Source organism: Ochrobactrum sp. AP1BH01-1, assembly GCF_018066705.1.
In the GTDB taxonomy this organism is placed as follows: domain Bacteria; phylum Pseudomonadota; class Alphaproteobacteria; order Rhizobiales; family Rhizobiaceae; genus Brucella.
On the sequence record NZ_JAGPOU010000004.1, the window covers coordinates 155,641 to 180,905 of the forward strand.

The following is a 25,265-nucleotide window of genomic DNA, read 5'->3' on the forward strand; positions in this document are numbered from 1 at the left end:
ACGGTTCCTAACCTGCCTCACCGAGCGTCAAAGCCGTGCGGCGCCAGAAATTGGAATTGAAAGCCCTGTCGCGAAAAATCTCAAAATCACGCCAGCGCGGATAACTTGCAGCAAAGATCTCCGCGCTCATCCGCTGATCCTTGTAGGGATTTATGCGACCACCGGCCTCGACGGTCAGCCGATCCAATCGGTCCAGTAATTCCAGCGTTCTCTGACCACGATTGGGGAAATCCATGGTCAGTGTATATCCCGGCATTGGAAACGACATGAGACCGGGAGACTTTACCGATCCGAAACGTTTGAGCACGGTCAGGAAGGAAACCTGCCCGGCAGAGCGGCTTGCCTCCAGCATCTCAGGAATGACCTTTCGGGCTGCATCGGAGGGAATGACGCTTTGGTGCTGGTAAAGGCCGGCCGGGCCATAAAGCCTGTTCCAGTTTCTGATACTGTCGAGGGGATAAAAGAAGTTTTGATATGGCACCCTATGCGCCGTTTTCAGAAGCATCTTGCGCCGAAAATAGGCCGCATTGAACAATGACACGCTTGCCCTGTTCAACGCCGAGAATGGCAATTCAAAAGGCACACCAAACCGCGCCGCTCTCGAAATATATGTGCCAGCAGGCCGGGCGGCATGATTGCCGACTATCAGCAGGCCCCGGCCATCGGAAAGTTGATCGACCCAGGCAACGGCATATTCATTTTCGCGATCCGCGGCTTCTGCCATATCGAAATATGAATCGAGATTAGTGAAAGACAGAATCTTTTCCTCAATATCGAGGCCACCGACGCGCATGAGACGGATCGTTGCGCGGAGGATCAATCCGGTCAGGCCCATCCCGCCGATTGTTGCGTGAAACAGATCAACGTTTTCCGTATCGGAGCATCGGTAATGAACATCGTCCGAGCGACGCAAGTCCAGCTCTTTGACGTGACACCCGAAGGTTCCCCGCAGATGGTGGTTCTTGCCATGCACGTCATTGGCGATGGCGCCGCCGAGTGTGACAAACTGGGTGCCCGGCGTGACGGGCAGGAAATAACCATGCGGCGCGACATGCGCGATGATCTCACTCAAAAGCACACCGCTTTCGGCCGTCAGCGATCCCGTGTCGGGATCGAAGTGCAGTATCCTCTTTCGGGCCTGCATGGGCGCGAGAAAGCCCGCATCGTTGTGGCAACTGTCACCATAGGAACGACCATTTCCAAACGGCAGCAGGCTCGCCCCTTCGGGCAAGGCACCGGCGAAATCGGCCTCCAGCAGATCCAGCGGTAGAAAGCGCCGCTGCCGCCGGTCAACACGCCCGAAACTGTCGAAAGACTGTTCCATCAGCGCAGTCCAGCCACAAGTAGCAGTGCAGCGCCAAACGCGATGACGACCTGACTGCGCCAGTCCTTGGCCATGAAGAGAACCGGATCGTCATCCATGTCGCCCCGGTGCGCCAATATCCATATGCGGACGTTCATGTAGAGGACCATCGGGCCGAGAGGCCATATCAGCCAGGGATAGGTGTAGAGGGTCTTGACCGCATCGCTGTTGATATAAAGGGCCAGAACCAGTGCCGCGGTAAATGCGGCGGCAACCCCGCACTGACCGACGATATCGCGGTCTTCAGGGCGGTAGCCTCGCCCGGCAATCTTGTCCTTTTCCGTCGCCATCGCGCCTTGCAATTCCACATAGCGCTTCGCCAATGCCAGCGAAAGGAAGAAAAACATGGCAAAGGCCATCAGCCAGAAAGACGGCGGAACATGGGACGCAGCCGACCCACCCAAAAGACGCAAGCTGTAAAGCCCCGCGAGACAAATCACGTCGCCCAGCAACATGCGCTTCAAGGCAAATGTATAGGCGGTGGTGAAAACCAGATAGGTGACGATCGCAAGCGTGAAAGCAGGTGGCAGGAAGAAACAGATGAACGCAGTCAAAAGCAGCAGCAGAGCCACGACACCGAGGCCGAAAGGAATGGATACCTGTCCGCTCGCAAAGGGCCGCTGATTTTTCCGGGCATGTCTCCGGTCAACCGGAAGATCGATAATGTCATTGATGATATAGATTGCAGATGCTGTCGCAGAAAAAGCGGCGAACGCCAGACAAACGGCGATGAACACGTCCAGCTTCACTATATCATGAGCCAAAGTAGCCGGAACAAAGACGAGCAGGTTCTTCAGCCATTGATGAACACGCAGCATCCGCGCGTAGGTTCGGAGAGTCGGTTTCCCGGCATCGAAAAGTTGAGAACTCGTTCGCTTCTGGAACTGAGCCGCCGCCCGATCAGGCGCGACCACGATCGCTTGTCGAGCCTCATCGAAAACCGGCAAATCCTCGCGATCATTTCCCGCATAATCGAACCCATGTCGCCCATAGCGCTCCACCAGCAGATCGGCCTTGCTTGTTGCGGAGAGGTTCTTCGCTGCGGAAGTTGAATAGACAGCGTTAAAAATACCAAGCTCCGACGCGACAGCCTTGCCCAGCGGCTCGGCAGCCGCCGTCACCAGCACCAATATCCGCCCGGATGCATGTTCTGCGCGCAGAAAATTCAGAAATTCTGCCCGATACGGAAGCCGCGAAGCATCCAGTGTCACGCGGTCAGCTACCTGTTGCTTGAGATATGCCTTTCCTGAGAACAGCCAGACCGGCAACATGAAGACGAACAGAATGTTCTTCTTCAGAAGAAGAAAAATGCCCTCCCACAGCAGATCGGTCGAAACCAGAGTTCCGTCCAGATCGACTGCCAGCGGCACATCCTTGTTGCCCTGCCCCCGCACGTCCATTTTCAGCCCTTTTCCACCCGAGCCTCCCTTGTAACGAGACGGTGACAGAAGCCAAATGAAAAATGAACTTTTTCGATGTAGATTGCGCGAAACTCGCGTTTTGAGCGTGGGCGCCTTAAGCCCGAATGGGCGCACGGCGCTCCAGTTCCAAAACAAATCCAGAGTCTCGTCAGAAACTCCAGTCCTCATCCTCGGTCGCGACCGCCTTGCCGATGACGTAAGACGAGCCGGAACCGGAGAAAAAGTCATGGTTTTCGTCTGCATTCGGTGAAAGCGCGGACAGTATCGCCGGATTGACCTTGCACGCTTCCGCCGGGAAGAGTGCCTCATAGCCGAGGTTCATGAGGGCCTTGTTGGCGTTGTAATGCAGGAATTTCTTGACGTCTTCGGTCAAGCCCACGTCATCGTAAAGTGCTTCGCTGTAGCGGACTTCATTGTCATAAAGCTCAAGGAGAAGCTCGAAGGCAAAATCCTTGATTTCCTGCTTCTGCTCCTCTCCCAAACGATCCAATCCGCGCTGGAATTTGTAACCGATGTAATAGCCGTGCACGGCCTCATCGCGGATGATAAGCCGGATGAGATCGGCCGTGTTGGTGAGCTTTGCGCGGCTCGACCAGTACATCGGCAGATAGAAACCGGAATAGAACAGAAAACTTTCCAGAAAGACGCTGGCAATCTTCTTCTTCAGCGGATCGTCGGCACGATACTGATCGAGTATCAGAGCGGACTTGCGCTGCAGAAACTCGTTTTCCTCGGACCAGCGATAGGCATCTTCAACATCCGGCGTCAGGCATAATGTCGAGAAAATCGAGGAGTAGGATCGCGCATGAACCGCCTCCATAAAGGAGATGTTGGACAACACCGCTTCTTCATGCGGCGTCACCGCATCGTCCATCAGCTTCACTGCACCGACTGCGTTCTGTATCGTATCGAGAAGCGTCAGTCCGGTGAAAACGCGGATCGTCAGCTGCTTTTCCTGCGGTTTCAGCGTTTCCCACGATTGAATGTCATTGGAAAGCGGCACCTTTTCCGGCAGCCAGAAATTGCCTGTCAGACGGTTCCAGACCTCAAGGTCCTTCTCATCCTCGATGCGGTTCCAGTTGATCGCACGCACTGCAACAGGTTTCGGGTGCTTGGTCTTCATTTGAATATTCATCGGTCATCACCAGTGGTCAGAGGGCACAGGAAACACAGCCCTGCACTTCCGTGCCGGAGAGCGCCATCTGGCGCAAGCGGATGTAGTAAATGGTCTTGATGCCCTTCTTCCATGCGTAGATTTGCGCGCGGTTGATGTCGCGAGTGGTTGCGGTATCGCGGAAGAACAGTGTCAGAGACAGGCCCTGGTCGACATGCTGCGTCGCCGCCGCATAAGTGTCGATAATCTTCTCCGGCCCGATCTCGTAGGCATCCTGATAATAGTCGAGATTGTCATTGGTCATGAAGGCTGCCGGATAGTACACGCGGCCGATCTTGCCCTCCTTGCGAATTTCAATCTTCGACACGATCGGATGGATCGATGAGGTCGAATGGTTGATATAGGAGATCGAGCCGGTCGGCGGCACGGCCTGAAGGTTCTGGTTATAGAGTCCGCCCTCCATCACAGCTTTCTTCAGATCCCGCCAGTCGTCCTGTGTCGGGATGGCAATGCCAGCCTCTTCGAAGAGTTCACGAACCTTTTCCGTCGCCGGTTGCCAAAGCTGCTCGGTATATTTGCGGAAATATTCGCCCGATGCATATTTGGATTTCTCAAACCCCTTGAAGGATTTGCCCGTTTCAACCGCGATCCGGTTGGATGCGCGGATCGCGTGATAGGTGACCGTATAGAAATAGATATTCGTGAAATCGACGCCTTCGTCCGAACCGTAGTAAATCCGCTCGCGGGCGAGATAACCGTGCAGGTTCATCTGGCCGAGACCGATGGCATGGCTTTCATCATTGCCGCGAGCGACCGACGGCACGGAACCGATATGGCTCGTGTCGGAAACGGCGGTCAGGGCACGGATGGAGGTCTCGATGGTCTTGCCAAAATCTGGGGAGGCCATTGCTGCTGCAATATTGAGCGAACCCAGATTGCACGAAATATCCTTGCCGAGATGTTCATAGGAAAGGTCTTCGCCGAAGGTGCTTGCCTCGCTGACCTGCAGGATTTCCGAGCATAGATTGCTCATGGTGATGCGCCCGTCGATCGGATTGGCGCGGTTCACCGTGTCCTCGAACATGATATAGGGATAACCGGATTCGAACTGGATTTCCGCCAACACCTGAAAGAACTCGCGAGCATTGATCTTTTTCTTGGTGATGCGCGCGTCGTCGACCATTTCCCGATATTTTTCGGTCACCGAAATCTCGGTCAGTGGCACGCCGTACGCCCGCTCCACATCATAGGGCGAGAAGAGGTACATATCCTCGTTGTTCTTCGCGAGCTCGAAGGTGATGTCGGGAATGACGACGCCCAGCGACAGTGTTTTGATGCGGATTTTCTCGTCGGCATTTTCGCGCTTGGTATCAAGAAAACGCATGATGTCCGGGTGATGCGCGTGCAGATAAACCGCGCCCGCACCCTGCCGTGCGCCCAACTGATTGGCGTAGGAAAAGGAATCCTCCAGAAGCTTCATCACCGGAATGATGCCCGATGACTGGTTCTGTATCTGCTTGATGGGCGCGCCCGCCTCGCGGATATTGGTGAGGCTCAAGGCGACGCCACCTCCCCGCTTCGATAATTGCAAAGCTGAATTGATGGAGCGCCCGATCGACTCCATATTGTCCTCTATCCGCAGCAGAAAACAGGATACGAGCTCGCCGCGCTGCTTCTTGCCTGCATTGAGGAAAGTCGGCGTCGCAGGCTGGTAACGGCCCGAAATAATCTCTTCCATCACATCGCGGGCGAGTTGTTCATTGCCGCGCCCCAGCGCCAGCGCCACCATGCAGACGCGGTCTTCATAACGCTCCAGATAGCGCTTTCCGTCGAATGTTTTCAGCGTATAGCTGGTGTAATATTTGAACGCGCCGAGAAAGGTCGGAAACCGGAATTTCTTTGCATAGGATTCTTCGAAAAGATCGCGCACGAAGTTGAAGGAATACTGATCCAGCACTTCCTGCTCATAATAGCCTTCGTTTACCAGATAATCGAGCTTTTCCCGCAGGTTATGGAAAAAGACCGTGTTCTGGTTCACGTGCTGGAGAAAGTATTGCCGTGCGGCTTGCCGGTCGCGGTCAAGCTGGATTCTGCCCTCGTCATCGTAAAGGTTCAGCATTGCATTGAGCGCATGATAATCCAGCCCGTCCGAGGATTTTGGCGGTTTGCTGCTGGAAATTGCCACTGGAGCCGCATCCTGCTGCGGCACTGGCCGTGCTTCGCGCTCCCGGATCAGGGTCGTGTCTGCCGTGTCCAAAATCGTTCCATCCCGTTTTTGACATTGCCTATGTCCTGATCGGTCCCCAGAAGCTCGAAGCGGTAGAGATAGGGAACCTGACATTTGGCGGAGATAATGTTGCCGGCGATACAGAAAGCCTCGCCGAAATTGCTGTTTCCCGCGGCGATGACGCCGCGGATGAAAGAGCGGTTGCTCTCGTCGTTGAGGAAGCGGATCACAGGCTTGGGGACAGCGCCCTTGGAACCGCCTCCGCCATAAGTGGGCGTGACGAGCACAAATGGCTCGCGCACCTGCAACCCGCCCGAACCGTCCATCGGAATGCGGTTCGACCGCATTCCAAGCCGTTCAACAAACCGGTGCGTATTCTCCGACCGGCTGGAGAAATAGACGATCAGGCTCATGAAACCGCGGCCCTCAGGCGAGGGTGCTGATCATATCGGGCCGGAAACCCGCCCAATGGGATTCTCCCGCCACAACCACCGGCACCTGGCGGTAGCCCATGCCCTGAACGAGATGGAAAGCATCGGCATCCGCGGAAATATCGATGATCTCATATTCGATGCCCTGGCGATCAAGGGCGCGTGTGGTAGCCGTGCACTGGACGCAGGCGGGCTTGCTGTAAACGGTGACGTTCATTTTTTTCTCGCTGGTTGGGAGGACGCAAAAAACCGTTCGCGCATCGCAAAATGCGCGTCAAAGGAGATGGAACAGGGGATCGGCCAGCCGCGAATAAGCAGCCGGATCGCATAAACTATAACTCGAAAGGAGGACCCGAACTGAAACTGAATAAACTGAACATGGACTTCACCCCGAAGCTACATCCCAGCAAAAGTACGAAGCGGCTTTGCTTAGGATAATGCGTAAAAACAAAGCGGGAAGTTCGGGGCAGCAACCGGCAAGGCAAAGCTTGCCATATAAGATTGCGCGCCAACCGGACACCCCGCCCGTGGACGTACTCGTTCAAGGCAGGTCTCCTGGCTCACGGATCAACGTCCTGTCCGCCTTCCCAGCCAAAGCCAGTGACGTGATGGACAGAACTCTCCGCTTACAGTTGCGGGGGCAGCTCCGGCTTTGCTGCATCCATCATGGATGAAACCCACCGGATTCCCGTCTTAGCTTTCGATCCGACGAATCGAAAGAACCTAGAACACTATATATAGTAGCTAAAGTTAAAAACTCGTCAATAGATAGTCAGAAACAAGGCGTAAAAACTAGCGGACCATTCCGGCAACCCTACGAATGGCAGAATTATCGCTGTCTATTTTGCGGGGTTGATCGGTTTCGGCCTGAACTCGGGCTTGATAGCCTTGAGCGCCATGCGGTCCACCAGAGCGGGCGCTATAAGCTTCAACCAGCGCCCCGACCGCATCTGCCGAGTCATCAACACTTCGCGTTTGCGCGCCTGAACGCCCGCTAGCATCAGCCGCACGGCTTCCTCGACCGGCATCATGTCGTCCTCAAGCACGCCGCTCGTTCCCAAAGCGGCACCGCTTGCGCTGTAGCCAACTTTGCGAATGTCCGTTTTGACGACACCCGGATAGACGATCGTTACCGATATGCCGCTCGGTTCCAGTTCCGCGCGAAGTGCTTCACAAAACCCGGAAAGAGCGAACTTGGTTCCGCTATAGGCAGTGCGACCCGGCACGCCGATCAATCCGGCAACGGATGAGACAGCTACGATCCGCCCCTTGCTTGCAGCAAGATATGGAAGTGCGGCATGGATAGGCCAGACGCTGCCCCAGTAGTTCAATTCCATCAAATCATGCATCCAATCGAGATCATCCGGCTTGATCTCGGCAAAATTGGCATGCGCCGACATGCCGGCATTCACGATCAGCGTGTCAATGCGGCCATAGGCGGAAACCGCCTTGTCGATCAGGGCGATGCAGGCAGCGCGATCCTTAACGTCGGTGGGTATCACAAGGGCCGAGCTGCCCAGTTGCCGCAATTCGGCGGCAAGCCTCTCCAGCTTGTCGATATTGCGAGCAGCAAGCACAAGAGCAGCATTGGCGCGGTCGCGCCGGGCGATCTGCCGCGCGGTTTCCGCGCCGATACCATCCGATGCTCCCGTTATGATCGTCACATCCATGCGCGGCCCTCCCTGCCTATCGTTAAGACGACAGGCAAGGTACAGGCAGGGCAATCCGTGCGTCCAGTGGTTTAAACCTTGCGCGATAGAATGGCGACGACAGCCAGGCCACCGATCAGCGATATGTGCTCCAGCGCCACCGTCATATCCCGAAAAGCTTCTTCTCCTTCCTTTGCCCAAAACGGGTGCGCAACGGGAATGGTGAGGAACGTGAAGATAGCAAGAGCACCACAAGCCAGCCAGGTTCCGCGATTGAAGATGATCATCAGCGATCCGATGATTTGCAAAAGCAGGGTCGCGCTGTTGAACAGCCAACCGGGAAGAAGACCAAAGCTTTCCATTTCCGCAGCATTGCTTCCGAAATCGAAGAGCTTGGCCAGCCCGCTGGACCAGAAGACGAAGGTGAGGACGATCCGCGCCAGCAAAAGACCGGCACGGGAATCGAGGATGTTGGCGATGAAACGCGGCATTGGTCAACCCTTTCCGCCGGTAATACGGATAACCTTGAATGCGACCGCCACGGCAATCGCTGGCGCGAGCGCGAAAATCACCGAGAGCCAGAGCGAGGCATTTGCCGCGCCTTCCGCGCCTCCGGGCGCGGCAATACCAGCGAAATTCGCAACCATGCCTGCAAGGGCCGTTCCGAAAGCAATGGCGAAGAGCTGCACGGTCGTCATACCGCCCGCAGCAAGATCCTGCTCGGTCGACGGAGCGCTTTGATAAACGCCGGTGACGAGGCTTGGCCAGGCCAGGCCGATCCCAAAACCGATCAGGATGAGGCCAAGGCAAACGGGCGCGAGCAATGACCAGTTGCCGTTACCGTGAACTGGAAGAAACACGGCAAGCAACACCAGGCCAGCAAGTGCGAGGATTGGGCCTGCCACGACGAGCTTGTCGCCGCCCTTCTCCTGCCATTTGGAGCTGAGGAAGGATGCCACTGTCCAGCCAATCGCCATCAGCGCCGCCAGATACCCCGCCCATAGCGGAGACTGGCCGTGAAGGTGCTGAAGCAGATAAGGCACGTAGATTTCAGGCTGCATGCTGAGCATCAAAAGCGCAATCGTAAGATAGAGAGCACCGAGCGGCGTCGACAGGCTGAATGAACGGCGCGGCAGCAGACGGGCCTTGGCATCGCGGTCCACAACTGCGATGATGGCGATCATGAATATCGCAGCACCCAGACCGACGACCTTCCATAGCGTTTCCTGTGATAGGCTCCCCGCTGACACGGCGAGGACCGCCCCCGTCAGCAGGATAAGCTGGAGAACCGGTACCGATACGCGTTCGTTCTTGTCCCAGCTCGAACGCGGCAGAGTTGCGAATGCCACCACAGCGAAAAGTCCCGAAACCGGCAGCAGCGACCAGAACGCGGCGCGCCATGCGCCATATTCGGCAAAGATGCCGCCAATCGCCGGACCGATCAGTGTCGCCACGCCGAACATTGCAGAAATGAGACCGATAGCCCTGCCCCACAGACGCTCCGGTAACACAACACGGGTGAGACCATAGGCAAGCGCGTAAAGAAATCCGCCACCGAGGCCTTGCACGCTCCGCCCCGCCAGCATGACCGGCATGTTGATGGCCAGAGACGAGATCAGTGTGCCGGCTGCGAACAGCAGGGTCGCCACGACGTAGGCACCTCGCGGACCCGCACTTTTCAGAAGCCTCGCGGTAAGTGCCGCTCCGAGAATGGAGGCAACGACGAACAATGTCGTGGCCCAGGCATAGAAATCCATGCCGCCAATATCTTGCACCACACTCGGCATGACTGTGGTGGCGATGTACATATTGACCGCATGGAGAGTAACCCCACCGGCCAAGGCCAGGGCATAGAGGCCGTTTTTACCGCTTAGAAGCTCACCCCAGCCTCCAGGCCTGTAGCCTGCATCTCCCGCCGGAATTGTCTCTTCGATCGAACTTTGCACTGTCGGCCTCCATGAACTGATTTGTTGCCGACGGGTTTATAGGACCTCAACTTTGATTGAGGTCAATAGGGTATTTTCCTCTCAAAACATGGGGTTCGGGCAAGTCCGAAAGGTGTCCAAAACCAAGCCAAACCGCCACTGCGAAGGAGCGCAATGGCGGTTGGGAAGGCTCAGTGCGGGTGCTGGAAAATCAGATGAGATTGTCGCTCTTGACGATCAATCTTCTGGGACCGGCGCCCTGTTGTCCAAGGACGTCGTCGGGATTGCGCAACGGGCATTCGGACAGCGAGAGACAACCGCAGCCGATGCAGCTCGTTATCTGATCGCGAAGCTGCATGAGACTGTCGATACGCTCCTGAAGCATATCTTTCCAGGCTTCCGAAAAACGTCTCCAGTCCTCCGTTGTCGGTACGTGATCGTGCGGAAGATCCGCCAGCGCTTCACGAATGATAGCAAGCGGGATGCCCGCGCGTTGCGCGATCTTGATGATGGCGATGCGGCGCAGCACGGCACGGTGATAGCGGCGCTGGTTGCCTTCCGTGCGCCAGCCCTCGATGAGCCCCTTGGTTTCATAGAAATGGACCGTAGAGACCGCCACTCCGGCGCGCCGGGAAACGTCACCAACTGTCAGGCTTTTCTTGAGACCTGAATGTTCCATATCGTCAAACTCGATCATGCCGAATGTGTAGGCCGCAGCCCCGCACAATTGCAAGGCGCGTCATAAATCCGCGTCATGTCTCAGTGCGCGATAATTGCGGCGGGCCCATAGCAACGGGCGCGAATGCAGCGGCAAATCGGTATTCGTTACCAGCCCGGCAAAAAGCGTGTGGTCCGCCATCGGAACACTGCCCGCCAGTTCGCAATCAATGGCAGCCGAAGCACCGAAAAGATGCGGTCTGCCAGACGGCCACTCGCCCCACACACCAATGAGAAATCTCTGCGCGTAGGGAACCTTGCCCGCGAAGGCATCACCGATCATCTCCTGGCCTTCCGCGAGCATGGCCAGCGAGAACCCACCATCAGAAAGGATCGCCGTTGCCAGCGCGCTGTCGCTTTTCACCGAAACCAAAATCATGGGCGGCTCGGCGGAAAGCGACAACACCGCCGTCACCGTGCGGCCATGAGCTTTCCCGGCATCGCATGCGGTCACCACGGACACGGTCGCGGCCATCCGCGACATCGCATCCGCAAATTCTCGTTTCGAAACGGCGCCAATTGCGTCGCGGTCTATATGCAGCACGTTTCTGTTCATCAGAAGCAACCTTTGGCTGGTGTCCCTGCATGGCGCCGGTCGGAATCGCCCCGCAGCGCTTCCGACCGGCCATGGCCTCACGTCGGGATGTCCGTTTGGCCATATCGGTTCCAAACAGCTATTCGGAATGCTGTTTCAGATAGGCGATCATGTTTTCGAGGTCCTTCTCCCTGGTCAGCCCGGCAAAAGCCATCCAGGTGCCTTTCACCATGGCCTGCGGCTTCTTGAGAAAAGCGTTCAACTCCTCGTCGTTCCAGACCAACCCGTCGGCAGCCGCCTTGCGCATTGCATCCGAATAGGGATAGCCCGGATAGGAGGCGGCCTTGCGGCCCACCACGCCTTTCAGTGATGGGCCGCGTTTGCTTTCGTCGGCATCCGCCGTGTGGCAGACGGAGCATCGCTTGAAGAGTTTTTCCCCCGCCGCAGCATCTGCCCCGTCACCAGAGGCGGCTGTCGAAACAAGAAGGACAGTGGAAAAAGTAAGGGGAACAAGAAGAAGCGACAAGCGCATGGACGATACTCCAAATGATCGGCCATGCTTCTCTAGTTCCTCAACCTTGGTTGAGGTCAAGAGCAAATCGCGTTTGCTTCCTCACTTTTTAGACGCCGCTGACGGGAAAGTTCGCGGCAGCGCTCAACACCGCCCGTATCGACGCGGTTGCGATGTCATCATCGATCCCGACGCCGAAGACTTTCGCTCCATCGTGCGTCCGGCATTCGATGTAAGCCGCAGCCTGCGCGTAGGTGCCTCTTTTCAGCGAATGCTCGTGATAATCGACGACTTCCAGATCGATCCCGCAACCGGTCTGCAATGCCGAAACAGCGCTTGATATCAAACCATTGCCCCGCCCGGTTATGGCTATTTCCCTGCCGCGATGCCGAATCCGCCCGGCGAAGACACGCGCTTCTCCGCTCCGTGCCGACCTGCTTTCTTTGTAATTCAGAAGCTCGAAATCGGCATTCTCTTCCAGATGGTACACATCGCGGAACAGCGTCCAGATCATTTCGGCAGTCGTTTCCTTGCCGGTATCGTCGGCAAAGGCCTGCACGCGGCGGCTGAAATCGATTTGCAGCGGTCGCGGCAGTTTCAGCCCCCGGTCCTGCTCCAGCACCCATGCCACGCCGCCCTTGCCCGACTGGCTGTTGACACGGATGACCGCTTCATAGCTTTCACCGATATCCTTCGGGTCAATGGGCAGATAGGGCATTTCCCATATGCCGTCATTGCGGCTTTGATGCGCGGCAAAACCCTTGCGGATCGCATCCTGATGCGAGCCGGAAAAGGCAGTATGGACCAGTTCGCCGGCATAGGGATGGCGCGGATGCACCGGCAAGTGGTTGCAATGCTCCACCGTTCGCACCACGGATCGCATTTCCGGAAAATACAGCTTGGGGTCGATGCCCTGCGTATAGAAGTTCAGCGCCAGCGTAACGAGATCGACATTGCCGGTGCGCTCGCCATTGCCGAACAGACAACCCTCGACACGATCGGCGCCAGCCAGCAAGGCCTGTTCCGTCGCAGCCACCGCCGTGCCTCGGTCATTATGCGGATGCACGCTGATAATGACGCTGTCACGGCGCGACAGGTTGCGGCAGAACCATTCGATCTGATCCGCATAGACATTCGGCATTGCCACTTCGACCGTAGCAGGGAGGTTCAGGATCGCCTTGTTTTCGGGCGTTGGCTGCCAGACATCCAGAACACGTTCGCAGATTTCCAGCGCGAAATCAGGCTCGGTAAAGCAGAAGGTTTCCGGCGAATATTCGAAAGTCCAGCGTGTCTCTGGTTGCTTCCGGCTTTCTTCCAGCATGGCGGTAACCCCACTGACCGCCAGATCGATGATCTCGTCCTTTTCCATTTTAAACACCACACGACGAAACAGCGGCGCAGTTGCATTATAAAGATGAACGATGGCCTGACGCGCACCGCGCAGGGATTCGAAAGTGCGTGCGATGAGGTCGGCGCGCGATTGGGTGAGCACCTGAATGGTCACATCGTCGGGTATCAGATTATCTTCGATCAGACGGCGAACAAAATTGAACTCTGTCTGCGATGCGGAAGGAAATGCGACCTCGATTTCCTTGAAACCGATTTCCAGAAGCATGCGATAGAAGCGCATTTTCTTTTCGCCGTCCATCGGGTCGGCAAGCGCCTGATTGCCATCGCGCAGATCTGTCGACACCCAGCGCGGCGCCTGCGTCAGCCGTCGGTTCGGCCACTGGCGATCCGGCAGTTCAATTGGAGATATGAAGGGACGGTATTTGCTATCCGGGTTCTGCATCATGACAATAGTTCCTTCGGCTGCACGGAGCAGCAACTGCGACAATGGAAAAGGGATTGACGGCAGGTTACGACCGCCGGGATGCCATCAGGCCCAACGGTCGCCAGTAAGTCGAAGGAGAAGAAACGAAAAAGCCAGGCGTGCGCCGCCAACCGGAGCGCTCAGCTCCGTTGAAACAAGTGTCTTGTGGCAGGCGCAAGCGGACACTGTCTGGCTTTCTTAAAAATGGCTTCTACCACCCATAATAGGCAAACAGATGTTGGCATTCCTGCGCTTTAAGGTCATTATTGAGCGCAAAAGGGTCAATCCATGTCACTGAATTATCCCGTCCCCCTGGCACTCGCCGTAACTGCGTTGGCTCAGGATGACGCATCCTTTGCAGCGCCACTGCACCGGCACCGCGACGCGCAACTGATCTATGCGCGATCCGGCGTAGTGTCCGTCACAACGGAGAGCGGCACCTGGGTCGTACCGCCAAATCGTGCGGTGTGGGTACCGCCGATGGTGAAGCATGCAACGCGCAGCCATGGACCGGTCCAGTTTCGTACGATTTTTGTCCGTTCGGATGCGGCCCACTCCCTTCCCTCGTCCTGTGGCGTGGTGGAAGTTTCGCCCTTGCTGCGCGAACTGATCCTGCGTCTTGTTGAATTGCAGGATCGCGCTGCCACGCCGTTTGCTCGACGTGTCTGCGAATTGCTGCTGGAAGAACTCACTTTTCTACCCGTCGAACCACTCAATCTGCCCATGCCATCGGATAAGCGGCTCCGTGGGCTTTGCCAGATAATGCAGGCGGAGCCCGATACTGAACTGTCCCTTGATGCAGCAGCCAGTCGAACGGGCATGAGCAGGCGCAGTTTCATGCGTCATTTCGAGCGTGAAACCGGAATGACTTATGGCCGCTGGCGGCAGCAGGCCCGGCTGCTCGCCGCCTTGCCTGCACTTGCCGCAGGCGTACCGGTCGTTACCGTAGCACTGGATTGCGGATACCAAAGCGCAAGCGCTTTCGCGGCAACATTCAAGCGCAGTCTCGGGCGAAGCCCGGCAAGTTATTTTGCTTGAATATTCACAAAGTCGTGTGACGCTCCAGAGGTGATGGGCAACCTTTTCAATCGCTTATCGCCCCGGGCATTTCCATCATGCACTTTCAAAGACTGATTTCGGCGTCTTGGTCTAAGGGAGAAATTGACAGTCCAGCTTCTTATCCTGTATCGACCATTCAGTTTTGAACATTGTTCAATATATTGAACAAAGGAAGAGTTTCTCCCAAGGCTTTTCTTTCAGAACTGCCGGTGCATCGGCTGCATCGGAGAATTTACCGGGCGCTTCCTTCCCAAGACAGAAGCGCTTCCGGGATAACCCAGCGTTGTGTGCCGGTGAGGAAATGAGAGACCTCGGCGCTGGTGAAAGTGAAAGGGTGGAATGATGACAACAGAGATCAAGCCATTTTCGTTCGATACCGTTGGCTCGATGCTCGTCGAATGGAGCGCTGCGCAGCGCCTCGGCGAAATTCTCGGAGAGCGGTTTTCGGAACGCAAGATTCTGATCGTGACGGACAAGGGCTTGCACAAGGCCGGCGTCCTCAACCATGCGCTGGCCTCGCTTGAAAAGGCAGGATTCGGCATCAGCGTATTCGACGACGTCGTGGCCGATCCGCCGGAATCGGTATTGTTTGCCTGCGTCGAGCAGGCAAAGGCCGCGAGCTGCGATATCGTGCTTGGCCTGGGCGGCGGCTCATCCATGGACATTGCCAAGCTCGCAGCAGTGCTGCTTGTCTCCGAACAGGAACTTTCCGAGCTTTACGGCATTGGCAAGGTGCGGGGCAGCCGTCTCCCGCTGATCCAGATCCCCACCACCGCCGGGACAGGATCGGAAGTCACGAACATCACCATTCTGACGACTGGCGAAACCACAAAAATGGGCGTCGTTGCCCGTCAGCTCTACGCCGACTTCGTTATCCTCGACGCAGAACTGACCTGCGGCTTGCCAGCCCTCCATACGGCAGCAACCGGCATCGACGCCATGGTTCACGCGATTGAGGCTTATACGAGCCGGATCAAGAAGAACCCGCTGTCAGACGCATTCGCGCGTGAAGCCCTGAAGCTTCTTTCGGCCAATCTGATCGCGGCTTGCGAAAACGGCAATGACCGTCATGCCCGCGAGGCCATGCTGCTCGGCGCCAACTATGCCGGCCAGGCTTTCTCCAACTCGCCGGTCGGCGCTGTTCACGCACTGGCTTATCCGCTTGGCGGCCACTATCATGTGCCGCATGGCCTTTCCAATGCGCTGATGCTGGGTCCGGTCCTGCGCTACAATATGGCTGGCGCGGCTACGCTTTACGCCGAACTTGCCGATCTGCTGCTGGAGAAATCTGCCGGCACAACGGAAGAGCGCTCGGCGGCTTTCGTCACCTATATGGAAGAGCTGATGAACAAGTCGGGCGCGCCGCGCCGCCTGCGCGATGTCGGCGTGACGGAAGAGAGCCTTGAAATGCTGGCGCGCGACGCGATGCTGCAAACCCGGCTCCTGGGCAACAATCCGGTGGACGTGACCGAGGCTGACGCCCTGGCGCTTTATCGCGAAGCTTTCTGATCAAACATAACGACCTGACGGACCGCGCAGCGGGGAGGTGAGCTGATTGCCGCTTCTCCGCAGCCGTTCCTTATGTCTCCGGAGAATAAATTGAGCACTGAACGTATCGATGGTCAGGAGCAGCCTTTTTGGCCTGCCGGACCATTCAAAATTCGCCTGCCTTTCGTTCACTACAAATTCGAATGGCCTGATTATTTTCAAGGCCTGCTGATGTGTGCGGTGGACCTGTCCGCCATTCCACTGATGACCGAACTGCTCGGAATGCCCTTCGAGGTTGCGCTGGCCGTTGTCGTCCTGAACGGCCTTTTCTATCTTGCCCACCATCTTCTTGGCGACCCCGTCGTGCCGGGCTGGATTACGCCTGCCATTCCGCTTCTGATGGCATATTGCGCCACCTTCCCCGAAGGGCCGGAGCGCGTTCACGCATTGGTCGCGTTCCAGATGATGCTCGGCATATTCTCGATATTCATCGGCGCAACGGGTATGGCGCACCGGGTGGTGCAACTTATTCCGGCGGCCATCAAAGCGGGCATCATCGTCGGCGCAGGGTTTGCTGCCGTCATATCGGTTTTCCAGCTTGGCGGGCGTTTCGATACGTTCCCCTTCACGATCACAATCGCCGTAGGTCTCGGCTTCTATGTCATCTTTTCCCGGCACTTTGCACGGATAAAAAACAGCAATCCGGTGCTCGCCATCATTGGAAAACTTGGCGTATTTCCGATTATTCTCCTGGCGGTCATTATCGCTCCCCTCTTCGGCGAAGCGCAATGGCCGAAGCTCGAATGGTCGATAACCAGCCCGGATTTCTCGACACTTTGGCGTGAATATACTGTTTTCGGTCTCGGCTTGCCGCCCCTTTCGATGTTCCTCAGCGCTATTCCCACCATGCTGGCAGCCTATATCGTCGTATTCGGCGACGTGCTGCAAAGCCGCGCTATTCTGAAGGAAGCTGACGAGGCGCGCCCCGATGAAAAAGTGGACTACAACCCCGATCGGGCGCATCTCATTTTCGGCGGACGTAATGCGGCGATGAGTGTTCTTGGGCCGGATGTATGCATGTGCGGTCCGCTCTGGTCGGCCATGCATGTGGTCATTACCGAGCGTTTCTCGCAGGGCAAGAAGGCCATGCATTCGATCTTTGGCGGCGCGGGCTCGTTCCGCTGGGGAACCAATACCGGCCTGTTCCTGATGCCGATCGTAACGCTCGTGCAGCCGATCCTCGGCGTCGCGCTCGCGCTTACCCTGCTCATTCAGGGGTATGTCTCGGTTCGCGTCGGTATTCTTGAAGCGCGCTCCCAACGTGATCTCGGCATTGCAGGCGTGGTCGGCGCAGTTCTTGCCACCCGTGGTGCTGCCTGGGCTTTTGCGACCGGAGTTGTGCTATGCCTGTTGATCTATGGCCGCGACTTTTTCCGTGGCGAGGTCGATAACACCTTTACCAAGGACAACTGATTGACAGCCCTCCCGGTCTTCCCGGGAGGGCTCCCGCCTTTTTTATCCGCTTACGACCTCAGGCAACGGCCTGTCCACGATCATCGCATGATCTAGAACGCGTTGCAGATTGGCGGCGTGCCGAAAACTCGGCTCCAGTTGCGCGCCATCGGCAACCGCACGAGCGAAACGCTGATAGTTCGTCTCTACAGTTCCGGCATCTATGTCACGCCATACCGGCGTTTCGATGTCATCGCCGATGGAACCGCGCAAACTTGAGCCGGTTGGTGTGTGGAGAATTTCCAGCGCGCCCTTGTCTCCATGGATACGCAGCCGCAACTCGTTGAGGTGACCTGTAGCCCAGCGGCTGGCGTGAATGACACCCAGCGCACCATTGGCATATTCGGCCATCATGACGAAGCTGTCATTGGCATCCAGCACATATTCGCCGATATGATTGTTGTCCGCCTTCTCGAAAGTCTTGAGACGCGCCGAAGCCCGCTCCACATCGCTGCCAATGGCATAGGTCGCGAAGTCGAGAATATGGATGCCGACATCACCCAAAACCCCGTTCGAACCGTGCCGGGTCGAAAGGCGCCAGAGCCATTTGCTTTCCGTCTTCCAGTCACCCCACGCTTTCGAGACAAGCCAGCTTTGCAGGTATGACGCCTCGAAGTGGCGCACTTGACCAATCTCGCCCGCCATCACCATTTCACGCGCCTTTTGCAAGGGCGCGACATTGCGATAGGTGAGATTGACCATATTGACCACGCCCGCCTGCTCGGCGGCATCGGCCATTTCCGCAGCTTTTTCATAGCTTTCAGCCAGCGGTTTTTCGCAGAAAATATGCTTGCCTGCACCGACCAGCGCAAGGGTGGTCGGATGGTGAATGGCGTCCGGCGTTACATTGGCCACCGCGTCGAAGCGGTTCCACTCCAGCGCATCCTCAAGCCGCGTAAAACGGTTGTGAATGCCATGATTTTCCGAAAACGCGTCGACCCGTACGGCCGAAACATCACAAGCCGCGACAACCTCCACGCCGTTGATGACCTTGAAGGCTTCGGCATGGTTCTTCGCCATGCCGCCAGTACCCAGAATAAGAAGACGCATGATGCACCTCAGCGATAGCCGGCTTCGCCCGGCTTGTGCAATTTCGGACCGCGCTCCACGATCGGCTCCGGCGCCTTGTCTACCGGAACATTCGGCGCGGTATGAATGCCCGTCCATGCCGGTTGCGGATTATAGGCCCATTTCACGGAATTGCGCAGAACGGTCTGCACATTCGCGTCGTGATAGGTCGGATAGGTTTCGTGACCGGGGCGGAAATAGAACACATTGCCCGCGCCGCGCCGCCATGTCATGCCGGAGCGAAACACTTCACCGCCAGCGAACCACGAAATGAACACCGTTTCGAGCGGCTCCGGCACAGAGAACTGTTCGCCATACATTTCTTCGTTTTCCAGCACGAAATTCTCGTCCAGTCCCTGCGTGATCGGATGGCCGCGATTGACAACCCAGAGCCGTTCACGCTCGCCCGCCTCACGCCATTTCAGCGCGCAGGGCGTACCCATCAGGCGCTTGAAAATCTTGGAGAAATGACCGGAATGGAGCACGATCAGACCCATGCCCTCGAAAACGCGCTTTGTCACGCGCTCCACCACCTCGTCGCTGACGCCGCCATGATCCTTATGCCCCCACCAGACCAGCACGTCGGTTCCGGCAAGACGCTCTTCCGTCAGGCCATGCTCCGGCTCCTGCAAGGTCGCAGTCGTCGCTTCGATAGCACCATCCTTGTTGAGCGCGTCGGCGATCGTGTTATGCATGCCGTTCGGATAGACCGAACGCACGGTTTCATTGATCTGCTCGTGAATGTTTTCACCCCAGACGATTGTGCGAATAGGCACGAGTATTCTCCTTGCTGCGGGCATCACGGCCCATTTGTCTCACGTGTCGTTGAACTTGGGAGGTCGGCGTCAGACGGCGCGGCCTTTTTCATCGAAGCGATGAATATTTTCCCCCATGGGGGAAACCGAAAGCGTCTCGCCCGGTCTACGCGCTGCCACGCCGCTTTCGCGGACCACCAGCGGCTCCTCCAGGCCGAGATCGATATAGACATAGGTATCGGAACCGAGGATTTCGGTATGGATCACCTGACCGGTCCAGTGGCCTCGTTCGGGCACAATGGCGAGATGTTCGGGACGCAGGCCCACCATATGCGCGCCAAAAGGCTCACTGTGTCTGCCGGTCAGGAAATTCATCTTCGGTGATCCGATGAACCCGGCGACGAAAAGCGAATTTGGCTTTTCGTAAAGCTCGAGCGGCGTGCCGATCTGCTCCACGCGTCCATCGCGCAGGACGCAGATGCGGTCGGCCAGCGTCATCGCCTCCACCTGATCGTGCGTCACATAGATCATGGTGGTGTCTTCCATGCTCTGGTGAAGCTTGGCGATCTCAAGCCTTGTAGCCACACGTAGTGCCGCATCGAGGTTGGACAAGGGTTCATCGAAGAGGAAAACCTTCGGGTCGCGCACAATGGCGCGACCGATGGCAACGCGTTGACGCTGCCCCCCCGAGAGCTGGCGCGGTAGGCGCTCCAGATAAGGCGTCAGTTGCAGCATGTCTGCGGCCTGATGAATGCGCTCCTTGCATTCATCCTTGCTCTTGCCTGCAAGCTGCATGCCGAAAGCCATGTTTTCATAGACCGTCATATGAGGATAAAGCGCGTAGGACTGAAACACCATGGCAATGCCGCGCTTCGACGGCGCGAAGCCGTTGACCACCGTTCCGTCGATGGTAAGGCTACCCGACGAGATTTCTTCCAGCCCGGCGATGAGACGCAGCAGCGTGGACTTGCCACAACCGGAAGGGCCGACGAAAACCATGAACTCGCCGGGCCGGATATCCATATCCACGCCCCTGATAACCTCGAAATTCCCGAATGACTTGCGCACATCGCGCAGTTGAAGTTCTGCCATGGTTGTACCTAACCCTTTACGCCGCCTACCGTCAGGCCGGACACGATCCGCCGCTGGAAGATGAGAACGAGGATGACGAGGGGAACCGTAACGATAACGGAAGCCGCCATGATGTTTCCCCATGGAATTTCAAACTGACTGCTGCCCGACAGAAGCGCGATTGCCACCGGCACGGTGCGCTGGCTGCCGGAAGAGGTGAAGGTGAGCGCGAACAGGAACTCGTTCCACGCGGATATGAAGGCAAGCAGCCCTGTCGTCACCAGAGCGGGCCACATGAGCGGCATGAAAACCCGCGTAATGATGATCCATGGTGATGCGCCATCCACGATTGCCGCTTCCTCGATCTCGACCGGCAGGTCACGCATGAAGGTGGTGAGAACCCAGACCGTGAACGGCAGTGTGAAGATCATATAGGAAAAGATCAGCGCCAGCGGCGTATTGAAAATACCAAGGAAGCGGATCAGCTCGAAGAGGCCGGCCAGAACTGCGATCTGCGGGAACATCGACACCGAAAGAATGGTGAGAAGCAAAAGCCCTCGCCCGCGAAAACTCACGCGCGCCAGCGCATAGGCAGCCGTGACCGCGAGCAACAGCGAGATCGCCACGACGACAGTTGCCACCAGCAGCGAGTTGCCAAGACTGCGGAGGAAGCTGCCTTGTGTCAGGACACCGGCATAGTTCTCAAGCGAGAAAGCGCTTGGCCAGTAATCGACCTGAAACAGCGCCGTTCCCGATTTGAAACTGCTGATGATCGCATAATAGAACGGGAAGACAGCAACCAGAATGATGAGCGCCACGAGCAGGTAGAAGCCGAAGGTTTTCATAAAGCGCATCACGCTACTCTCCCCTGCCGCCGACATTGACGCGTCCGAAGAACATGTAGATCAAGGTGATGCCTGCGATGATGAGAAACAGCATTGTCGATGCCGCCGCGCCATAGGCGAACTTGTCGAAATCGAACAGATTCTCACGCGCAAAGACCGACATGGTCTTGGTCTGCGCATTGTTGGGCGTCAGCACGTAAATCAGGTCGAAGATGCGCAACGCATCCAGCATACGGAAGATGATCGCCACCATCAGCGCCGGGCGGATCAGCGGCAGCGTCACCCGCCAGAACACCTTGACCGGATGCACGCCATCGATCCTGGCCGCCTCGTAAATGTCCGTGGGCACCATTTGCAAACCGGCCAGAATAAGCAACGCCATAAAGGGCGTTGTCTTCCAGACATCCACAATCAGCACCGCAATCATCGCCGTGTCAGGATTGGCGGTCCATGCGATCTTCTGGCTGATAAGTCCCAGATTAAGCAGAATATGATTGAGAATGCCGAACTGGTCGTTGAGCATCCAGTGCCATATCTTGGCCGAGACGATGGTGGGGATCGCCCATGGGATCAGGATTGCGGCGCGCACAAGGCCGCGCCCCCGAAAATTTGCGTTCAGCACCAATGCAACGATCAATCCGAAGACGGTTTCCAGACTGACCGAAAGAACGGTAAACCGGATCGTATTCCAGACCGCGCCCCACCAGGCGGGATCGGCCAGTAGACCGCGATAGATGGTTCGCCCGCTCTTGAGCGTCACCCACGACAGATAATTGTTGAGGCCAACGAATTCCGCCGTGCCAAGGCTCGTCAGCGAGGCATTGGTGAAACTGAAATAGACGGTCCGCAGCAGGGGCCAGCCTGCCACCAGCGCCAGCACGAACAAGGTTGGGGCGAGAAACAGCCACGCCGAGCGGATACGCTGCGCGCGCAGATCGGAGTGAACCCGGCTTTTCCTGGCCGAACTCCCCGAAATATCGAGAGAAGTCTCCGTCATGATCCCACTCTTGGTCCTGATCAGAGGGATTGGAGCGTTCGGGCTGCCCAAAAGGGGCTTGGGAGGCCGCCCGAACGCGGCTTGATCGGTCCTACCAGCCGGAGCCTTCCAGCTCAGTCAGCTCGACCTCAAGCATTTCGAGATTCTCCGCCGCAGTGCCGTTGCCCGAAAGCGTCTTGTGCACTGCCGTCCAGAATTTCGATGAGACTTCATTATATTTTACTTTTGTCGCAGCCGACGGACGTGGCACGGCATTCTGGAAGATCGGCTTCCAGTTGGCCATGAAAGGCTGCGCCGCAATGATATCCTTGTCATCATAAAGCGCCTCGATGGTCGGCAGGCGCGAAATCTCCACTGCCTGAACCTTCTGCACTTCCGGCGAGGCCAGATATTTGACCAGTGCGATGGCCGCATCCTGCTTGGTGGAATATTTGGAAACGGCGAGGTTCCAGCCACCAAGCGTCGAGGATGGCGCATCGCCTTCCGCACCGGCGGGCAAAGGCGCGACGTCGAACTTGCCTTTTACGCCGCTATCCGCGCTGTTGCCGAGCGCATAGGCATAAGGCCAGTTGCGCATGAAGACCGCATTGCCAGTCTGCCAGACACCGCGCGATTCCTCTTCCTGATAGGCAAGCGCGCCTTGCGGCGAAATCGAACCGATCCAGCCCTTGGCGCGGTCGATGGCTGCCGCAGCCTTCTCGTTGTTAATGGAGATCGTGCCGTCGGCTTCAACGATCTGGCCGCCGCCTGATGATTTGATCCATTCAAGCGCGTTGCAGGTCAGTCCTTCATAGGCATTGCCCTGAAACACGAAGCCCCAGAGATCGGACTTTCCTTCGGCCCGCTCCTTGTCCATGATTTCCTTGGCGGTTGCGGTCATCTCGTCCCAGGTCTTGGGAACCTGCTTGTTATATTTTTCGAGCAGATCCTTGCGATAGAAAAGCGCTGGCGCGTCGGTGTAGAATGGCAGGGCAACCAGCTTTCCGTTCACGGTCTGCGATGCGATGATGGAAGGAAAGTGAGCGCCAGTCACGTCCTTGGTCGCCTCCGTCAGATCGACAAACTGGTCGGACAGTTGCGGCGCCCAGACCACATCCGTCTGGTAGACGTCGATATCGGCGTTACCAGCTGCGAGCCAAAGGCGATACTGGCTGAACTGCTCGCTGCTCGACGGCGGCATCGAGACGATATTGACCTTGTTGCCGGTATCTTTCTCGAACTTGACGATCTGCTCCTGCAGAAACTTGATGTTGTTGCCCGTCGAATTGGCCGCGATGGAAATCTCCACCGCATGGGCGCTGACCGTCGCCAGACCAAGCGCCACGCACGCTGCGAGCACACCTTGAAAAGTCTTCATAGTTCCCTCCTCCCATCCATTCTGTAAGCGGTTTGATAAAATCGAAAACGGTTTGGATGGCGAAAAGGTTGCAGAGGACCGCATTTCTGTCAAGCAGCAGAATCTACAGTGCGATCCATTTCACCCATTCCCGATCTGCGCTTCAAGATAATTCAAAGGGTTAGGATTTCATTCCGCTGTTGATCAGCATTTCGGGCGGGCTTTCCTTGCGGCCCGCTGGAGCAAGAATCCGAACAAACTTGAAATCGGTTTGGATTTCATGCACCCTATACGTTGCAGCACGCAAAGAACTCAGCCGACCAATTGTTAATCGCAGGGAAGCGGCTATAATCCGCCGCCTTGCCTGCCTGTATAATTCGAAAGCCAAATGAAACTCCGTGAATTCGCCAAACATCTGGGCCTTTCGGCCACGACCGTCAGCCGGGCGTTGAGCGGCTATCCCGAAGTGGCGGAAAGCACGCGCAAGCGGGTCATGGACGAGGCGGTGCGTCTCGGTTACCGACCCAATGTCAACGCGGTCAGGCTTGTTACAGGTCGCGCAGGTGCAATCGGTGTCGTGATGGGGCGCAATAGCGAATTTCACTTCGCCGAATTCATGCGGGGCATGGCGGAACGGCTCAGCCAGGACGAAGTCGATATTCTTGTCAGCCCCATCGCCAACAATGGAACCGATGACGAAGTGCAGTTGTGCCGGCGGCTCGCCACCAGTCACCGTGTCGATGCTGTCATCGTGACGTCTCCCAAGCCCAATGACGAGCGCATCCGCATGCTGCACGAACTGGGCATGCCATTTCTCGTTCACGGACGCTCGGAAATAGACATTCCGCACGCATGGCTCGACATCGACAACGAAGGCGCGGTTTATCGTTCGACTGCCCATCTGCTCGATCTCGGCCATCGGCGCATTGCGATGATCAATGGGCGCTACGGTTTCACCTTCTCGCTGCACCGCGACGAAGGCTACCGCAAAGCCCTTGAGAGCAGAGGCATTGCCTTCGATCCGGAACTTGTCGAGCACGGCGATTTCACGGATGAAATCGGCTATCGCCTCGCCCGCAAGTTATTGGAGCGCGATCCGCGCCCGACGGCGTTCGTTGCCGGTTCCATGATGACCGCACTTGGCATATACCGGGCCGCGCGCTCCTTCGGCCTGACCATCGGCAAGGATATCTCGGTCATCGCCCATGACGACGTCATCTCGTTTCTGAGCGCCGACAATATGGTCCCCTCACTGACGGCGACGCGCTCGTCGATGCGCGCTGCGGGCAAACGTTGCGCCGATCTTCTCATGGACATACTGGACGGACGCGCCGCATCCGATATCCATGAATTATGGCCGGTCGAGCTCATCCTGCGGGAATCGGCCACTCGTGTACCCGAATGGGCCTGAAATATCGAATAGCTGAC

General features: G+C 57.0%; 23 protein-coding genes and 1 riboswitch. Of the genes, 4 read left to right on the forward strand and 19 right to left on the reverse strand.

The genetic code is table 11. The annotated features are described in order from the left end of the window. Nucleotides 1–7 precede the first annotated feature (7 nt). The 13 genes from J9800_RS15665 to leuA all read right to left on the reverse strand — a co-directional run bounded on the left by J9800_RS15665 (nt 8) and on the right by leuA (nt 13,688). On the reverse strand, nt 8–1,324 hold the full coding sequence (locus J9800_RS15665; protein ID WP_114215947.1) for an FAD-binding oxidoreductase: 1,317 nt from the start codon (nt 1,322–1,324) through the stop codon (nt 8–10). Then, the gene (locus J9800_RS15670) at nt 1,324–2,763 is read right to left on the reverse strand and encodes a UbiA family prenyltransferase (protein WP_114215948.1); all 1,440 of its coding nucleotides are present in this window, start codon (nt 2,761–2,763) and stop codon (nt 1,324–1,326) included. The genes J9800_RS15665 and J9800_RS15670 overlap by 1 nt, the downstream gene beginning before the upstream one ends. A 169-nt stretch (nt 2,764–2,932) precedes the next feature. Beyond that, nucleotides 2,933–3,919, reverse strand: a complete 987-nt coding sequence (gene nrdF, locus J9800_RS15675; RefSeq protein ID WP_114215949.1) for a class 1b ribonucleoside-diphosphate reductase subunit beta — start codon at nt 3,917–3,919, stop codon at nt 2,933–2,935. A 16-nt stretch (nt 3,920–3,935) separates the two neighbouring features. Then, nucleotides 3,936–6,155, reverse strand: a complete 2,220-nt coding sequence (nrdE, locus tag J9800_RS15680) for a class 1b ribonucleoside-diphosphate reductase subunit alpha (protein ID WP_114215950.1) — start codon at nt 6,153–6,155, stop codon at nt 3,936–3,938. Beyond that, entirely contained in the window at nt 6,131–6,538 is a 408-nt protein-coding gene (gene nrdI, locus J9800_RS15685; RefSeq protein ID WP_112586222.1) for a class Ib ribonucleoside-diphosphate reductase assembly flavoprotein NrdI, read from the reverse strand. The genes nrdE and nrdI overlap by 25 nt, the downstream gene beginning before the upstream one ends. 13 nt (nt 6,539–6,551) lie before the next feature. Beyond that, a complete protein-coding gene (gene nrdH / locus J9800_RS15690) occupies nt 6,552–6,773 on the reverse strand; it encodes a glutaredoxin-like protein NrdH (protein WP_114215951.1) in 222 nt (73 codons plus the stop codon). Nucleotides 6,774–7,084: 311 nt separating this feature from the next. Then, a riboswitch (cobalamin riboswitch) is annotated at nt 7,085–7,298 on the reverse strand. Between the two features lie 97 nt (nt 7,299–7,395). Beyond that, nucleotides 7,396–8,226, reverse strand: coding sequence for an SDR family oxidoreductase (locus J9800_RS15695; RefSeq protein WP_114215952.1), 831 nt, complete (start codon nt 8,224–8,226; stop codon nt 7,396–7,398). 71 nt (nt 8,227–8,297) lie between these two features. After that, on the reverse strand, nt 8,298–8,696 hold the full coding sequence (locus J9800_RS15700) for a DoxX family protein (protein WP_114215953.1): 399 nt from the start codon (nt 8,694–8,696) through the stop codon (nt 8,298–8,300). Between the two features lie 3 nt (nt 8,697–8,699). Then, nucleotides 8,700–10,151: an MFS transporter gene (locus J9800_RS15705; protein WP_114215954.1), complete on the reverse strand. Its 1,452-nt coding sequence runs from the start codon at nt 10,149–10,151 to the stop codon at nt 8,700–8,702. 190 nt (nt 10,152–10,341) lie between these two features. Continuing rightward, the gene (soxR, locus tag J9800_RS15710; protein ID WP_162707429.1) at nt 10,342–10,809 is read right to left on the reverse strand and encodes a redox-sensitive transcriptional activator SoxR; all 468 of its coding nucleotides are present in this window, start codon (nt 10,807–10,809) and stop codon (nt 10,342–10,344) included. 60 nt (nt 10,810–10,869) lie between these two features. Beyond that, the gene (locus tag J9800_RS15715; protein WP_286167550.1) at nt 10,870–11,403 is read right to left on the reverse strand and encodes a flavin reductase family protein; all 534 of its coding nucleotides are present in this window, start codon (nt 11,401–11,403) and stop codon (nt 10,870–10,872) included. A gap of 118 nt (nt 11,404–11,521) precedes the next feature. After that, nucleotides 11,522–11,914 (reverse strand): c-type cytochrome, encoded by a 393-nt coding sequence (locus J9800_RS15720; protein WP_114215955.1) that lies wholly within the window; start codon nt 11,912–11,914, stop codon nt 11,522–11,524. 88 nt (nt 11,915–12,002) lie between these two features. After that, on the reverse strand, nt 12,003–13,688 hold the full coding sequence (gene leuA / locus J9800_RS15725) for a 2-isopropylmalate synthase (RefSeq protein ID WP_114215956.1): 1,686 nt from the start codon (nt 13,686–13,688) through the stop codon (nt 12,003–12,005). 306 nt (nt 13,689–13,994) lie between these two features. Between leuA and J9800_RS15730 the strand changes: the two genes are divergently transcribed. The 3 genes from J9800_RS15730 to J9800_RS15740 all read left to right on the forward strand — a co-directional run bounded on the left by J9800_RS15730 (nt 13,995) and on the right by J9800_RS15740 (nt 17,726). Continuing rightward, nucleotides 13,995–14,744, forward strand: coding sequence for an AraC family transcriptional regulator (locus J9800_RS15730; protein WP_114215957.1), 750 nt, complete (start codon nt 13,995–13,997; stop codon nt 14,742–14,744). Between the two features lie 360 nt (nt 14,745–15,104). Next, nucleotides 15,105–16,274: an iron-containing alcohol dehydrogenase gene (locus J9800_RS15735; RefSeq protein WP_114215958.1), complete on the forward strand. Its 1,170-nt coding sequence runs from the start codon at nt 15,105–15,107 to the stop codon at nt 16,272–16,274. 90 nt (nt 16,275–16,364) lie between these two features. Then, entirely contained in the window at nt 16,365–17,726 is a 1,362-nt protein-coding gene (locus J9800_RS15740) for a hypothetical protein (protein WP_205315941.1), read from the forward strand. Nucleotides 17,727–17,768: 42 nt separating this feature from the next. Here the strand turns inward: J9800_RS15740 and J9800_RS15745 are convergent, their stop codons facing one another. The 6 genes from J9800_RS15745 to J9800_RS15770 all read right to left on the reverse strand — a co-directional run bounded on the left by J9800_RS15745 (nt 17,769) and on the right by J9800_RS15770 (nt 23,858). After that, a complete protein-coding gene (locus tag J9800_RS15745; protein ID WP_112586244.1) occupies nt 17,769–18,815 on the reverse strand; it encodes a Gfo/Idh/MocA family protein in 1,047 nt (348 codons plus the stop codon). An 8-nt stretch (nt 18,816–18,823) separates the two neighbouring features. Next, a complete protein-coding gene (locus tag J9800_RS15750; RefSeq protein ID WP_162792656.1) occupies nt 18,824–19,609 on the reverse strand; it encodes a ThuA domain-containing protein in 786 nt (261 codons plus the stop codon). A gap of 69 nt (nt 19,610–19,678) precedes the next feature. Beyond that, a complete protein-coding gene (locus J9800_RS15755) occupies nt 19,679–20,680 on the reverse strand; it encodes an ABC transporter ATP-binding protein (RefSeq protein ID WP_114215960.1) in 1,002 nt (333 codons plus the stop codon). 8 nt (nt 20,681–20,688) lie between these two features. After that, nucleotides 20,689–21,513, reverse strand: coding sequence for a carbohydrate ABC transporter permease (locus tag J9800_RS15760; RefSeq protein WP_114216122.1), 825 nt, complete (start codon nt 21,511–21,513; stop codon nt 20,689–20,691). A 4-nt stretch (nt 21,514–21,517) separates the two neighbouring features. Beyond that, nucleotides 21,518–22,501: a carbohydrate ABC transporter permease gene (locus tag J9800_RS15765; protein ID WP_114215961.1), complete on the reverse strand. Its 984-nt coding sequence runs from the start codon at nt 22,499–22,501 to the stop codon at nt 21,518–21,520. Nucleotides 22,502–22,592: 91 nt separating this feature from the next. Beyond that, a complete protein-coding gene (locus J9800_RS15770) occupies nt 22,593–23,858 on the reverse strand; it encodes an ABC transporter substrate-binding protein (RefSeq protein WP_114215962.1) in 1,266 nt (421 codons plus the stop codon). A 367-nt stretch (nt 23,859–24,225) separates the two neighbouring features. Here J9800_RS15770 and J9800_RS15775 point away from each other — a divergent pair, with 367 nt between their 5' ends. Then, nucleotides 24,226–25,248, forward strand: coding sequence for a substrate-binding domain-containing protein (locus J9800_RS15775; RefSeq protein WP_114215963.1), 1,023 nt, complete (start codon nt 24,226–24,228; stop codon nt 25,246–25,248). Nucleotides 25,249–25,265: the final 17 nt, after the last annotated feature.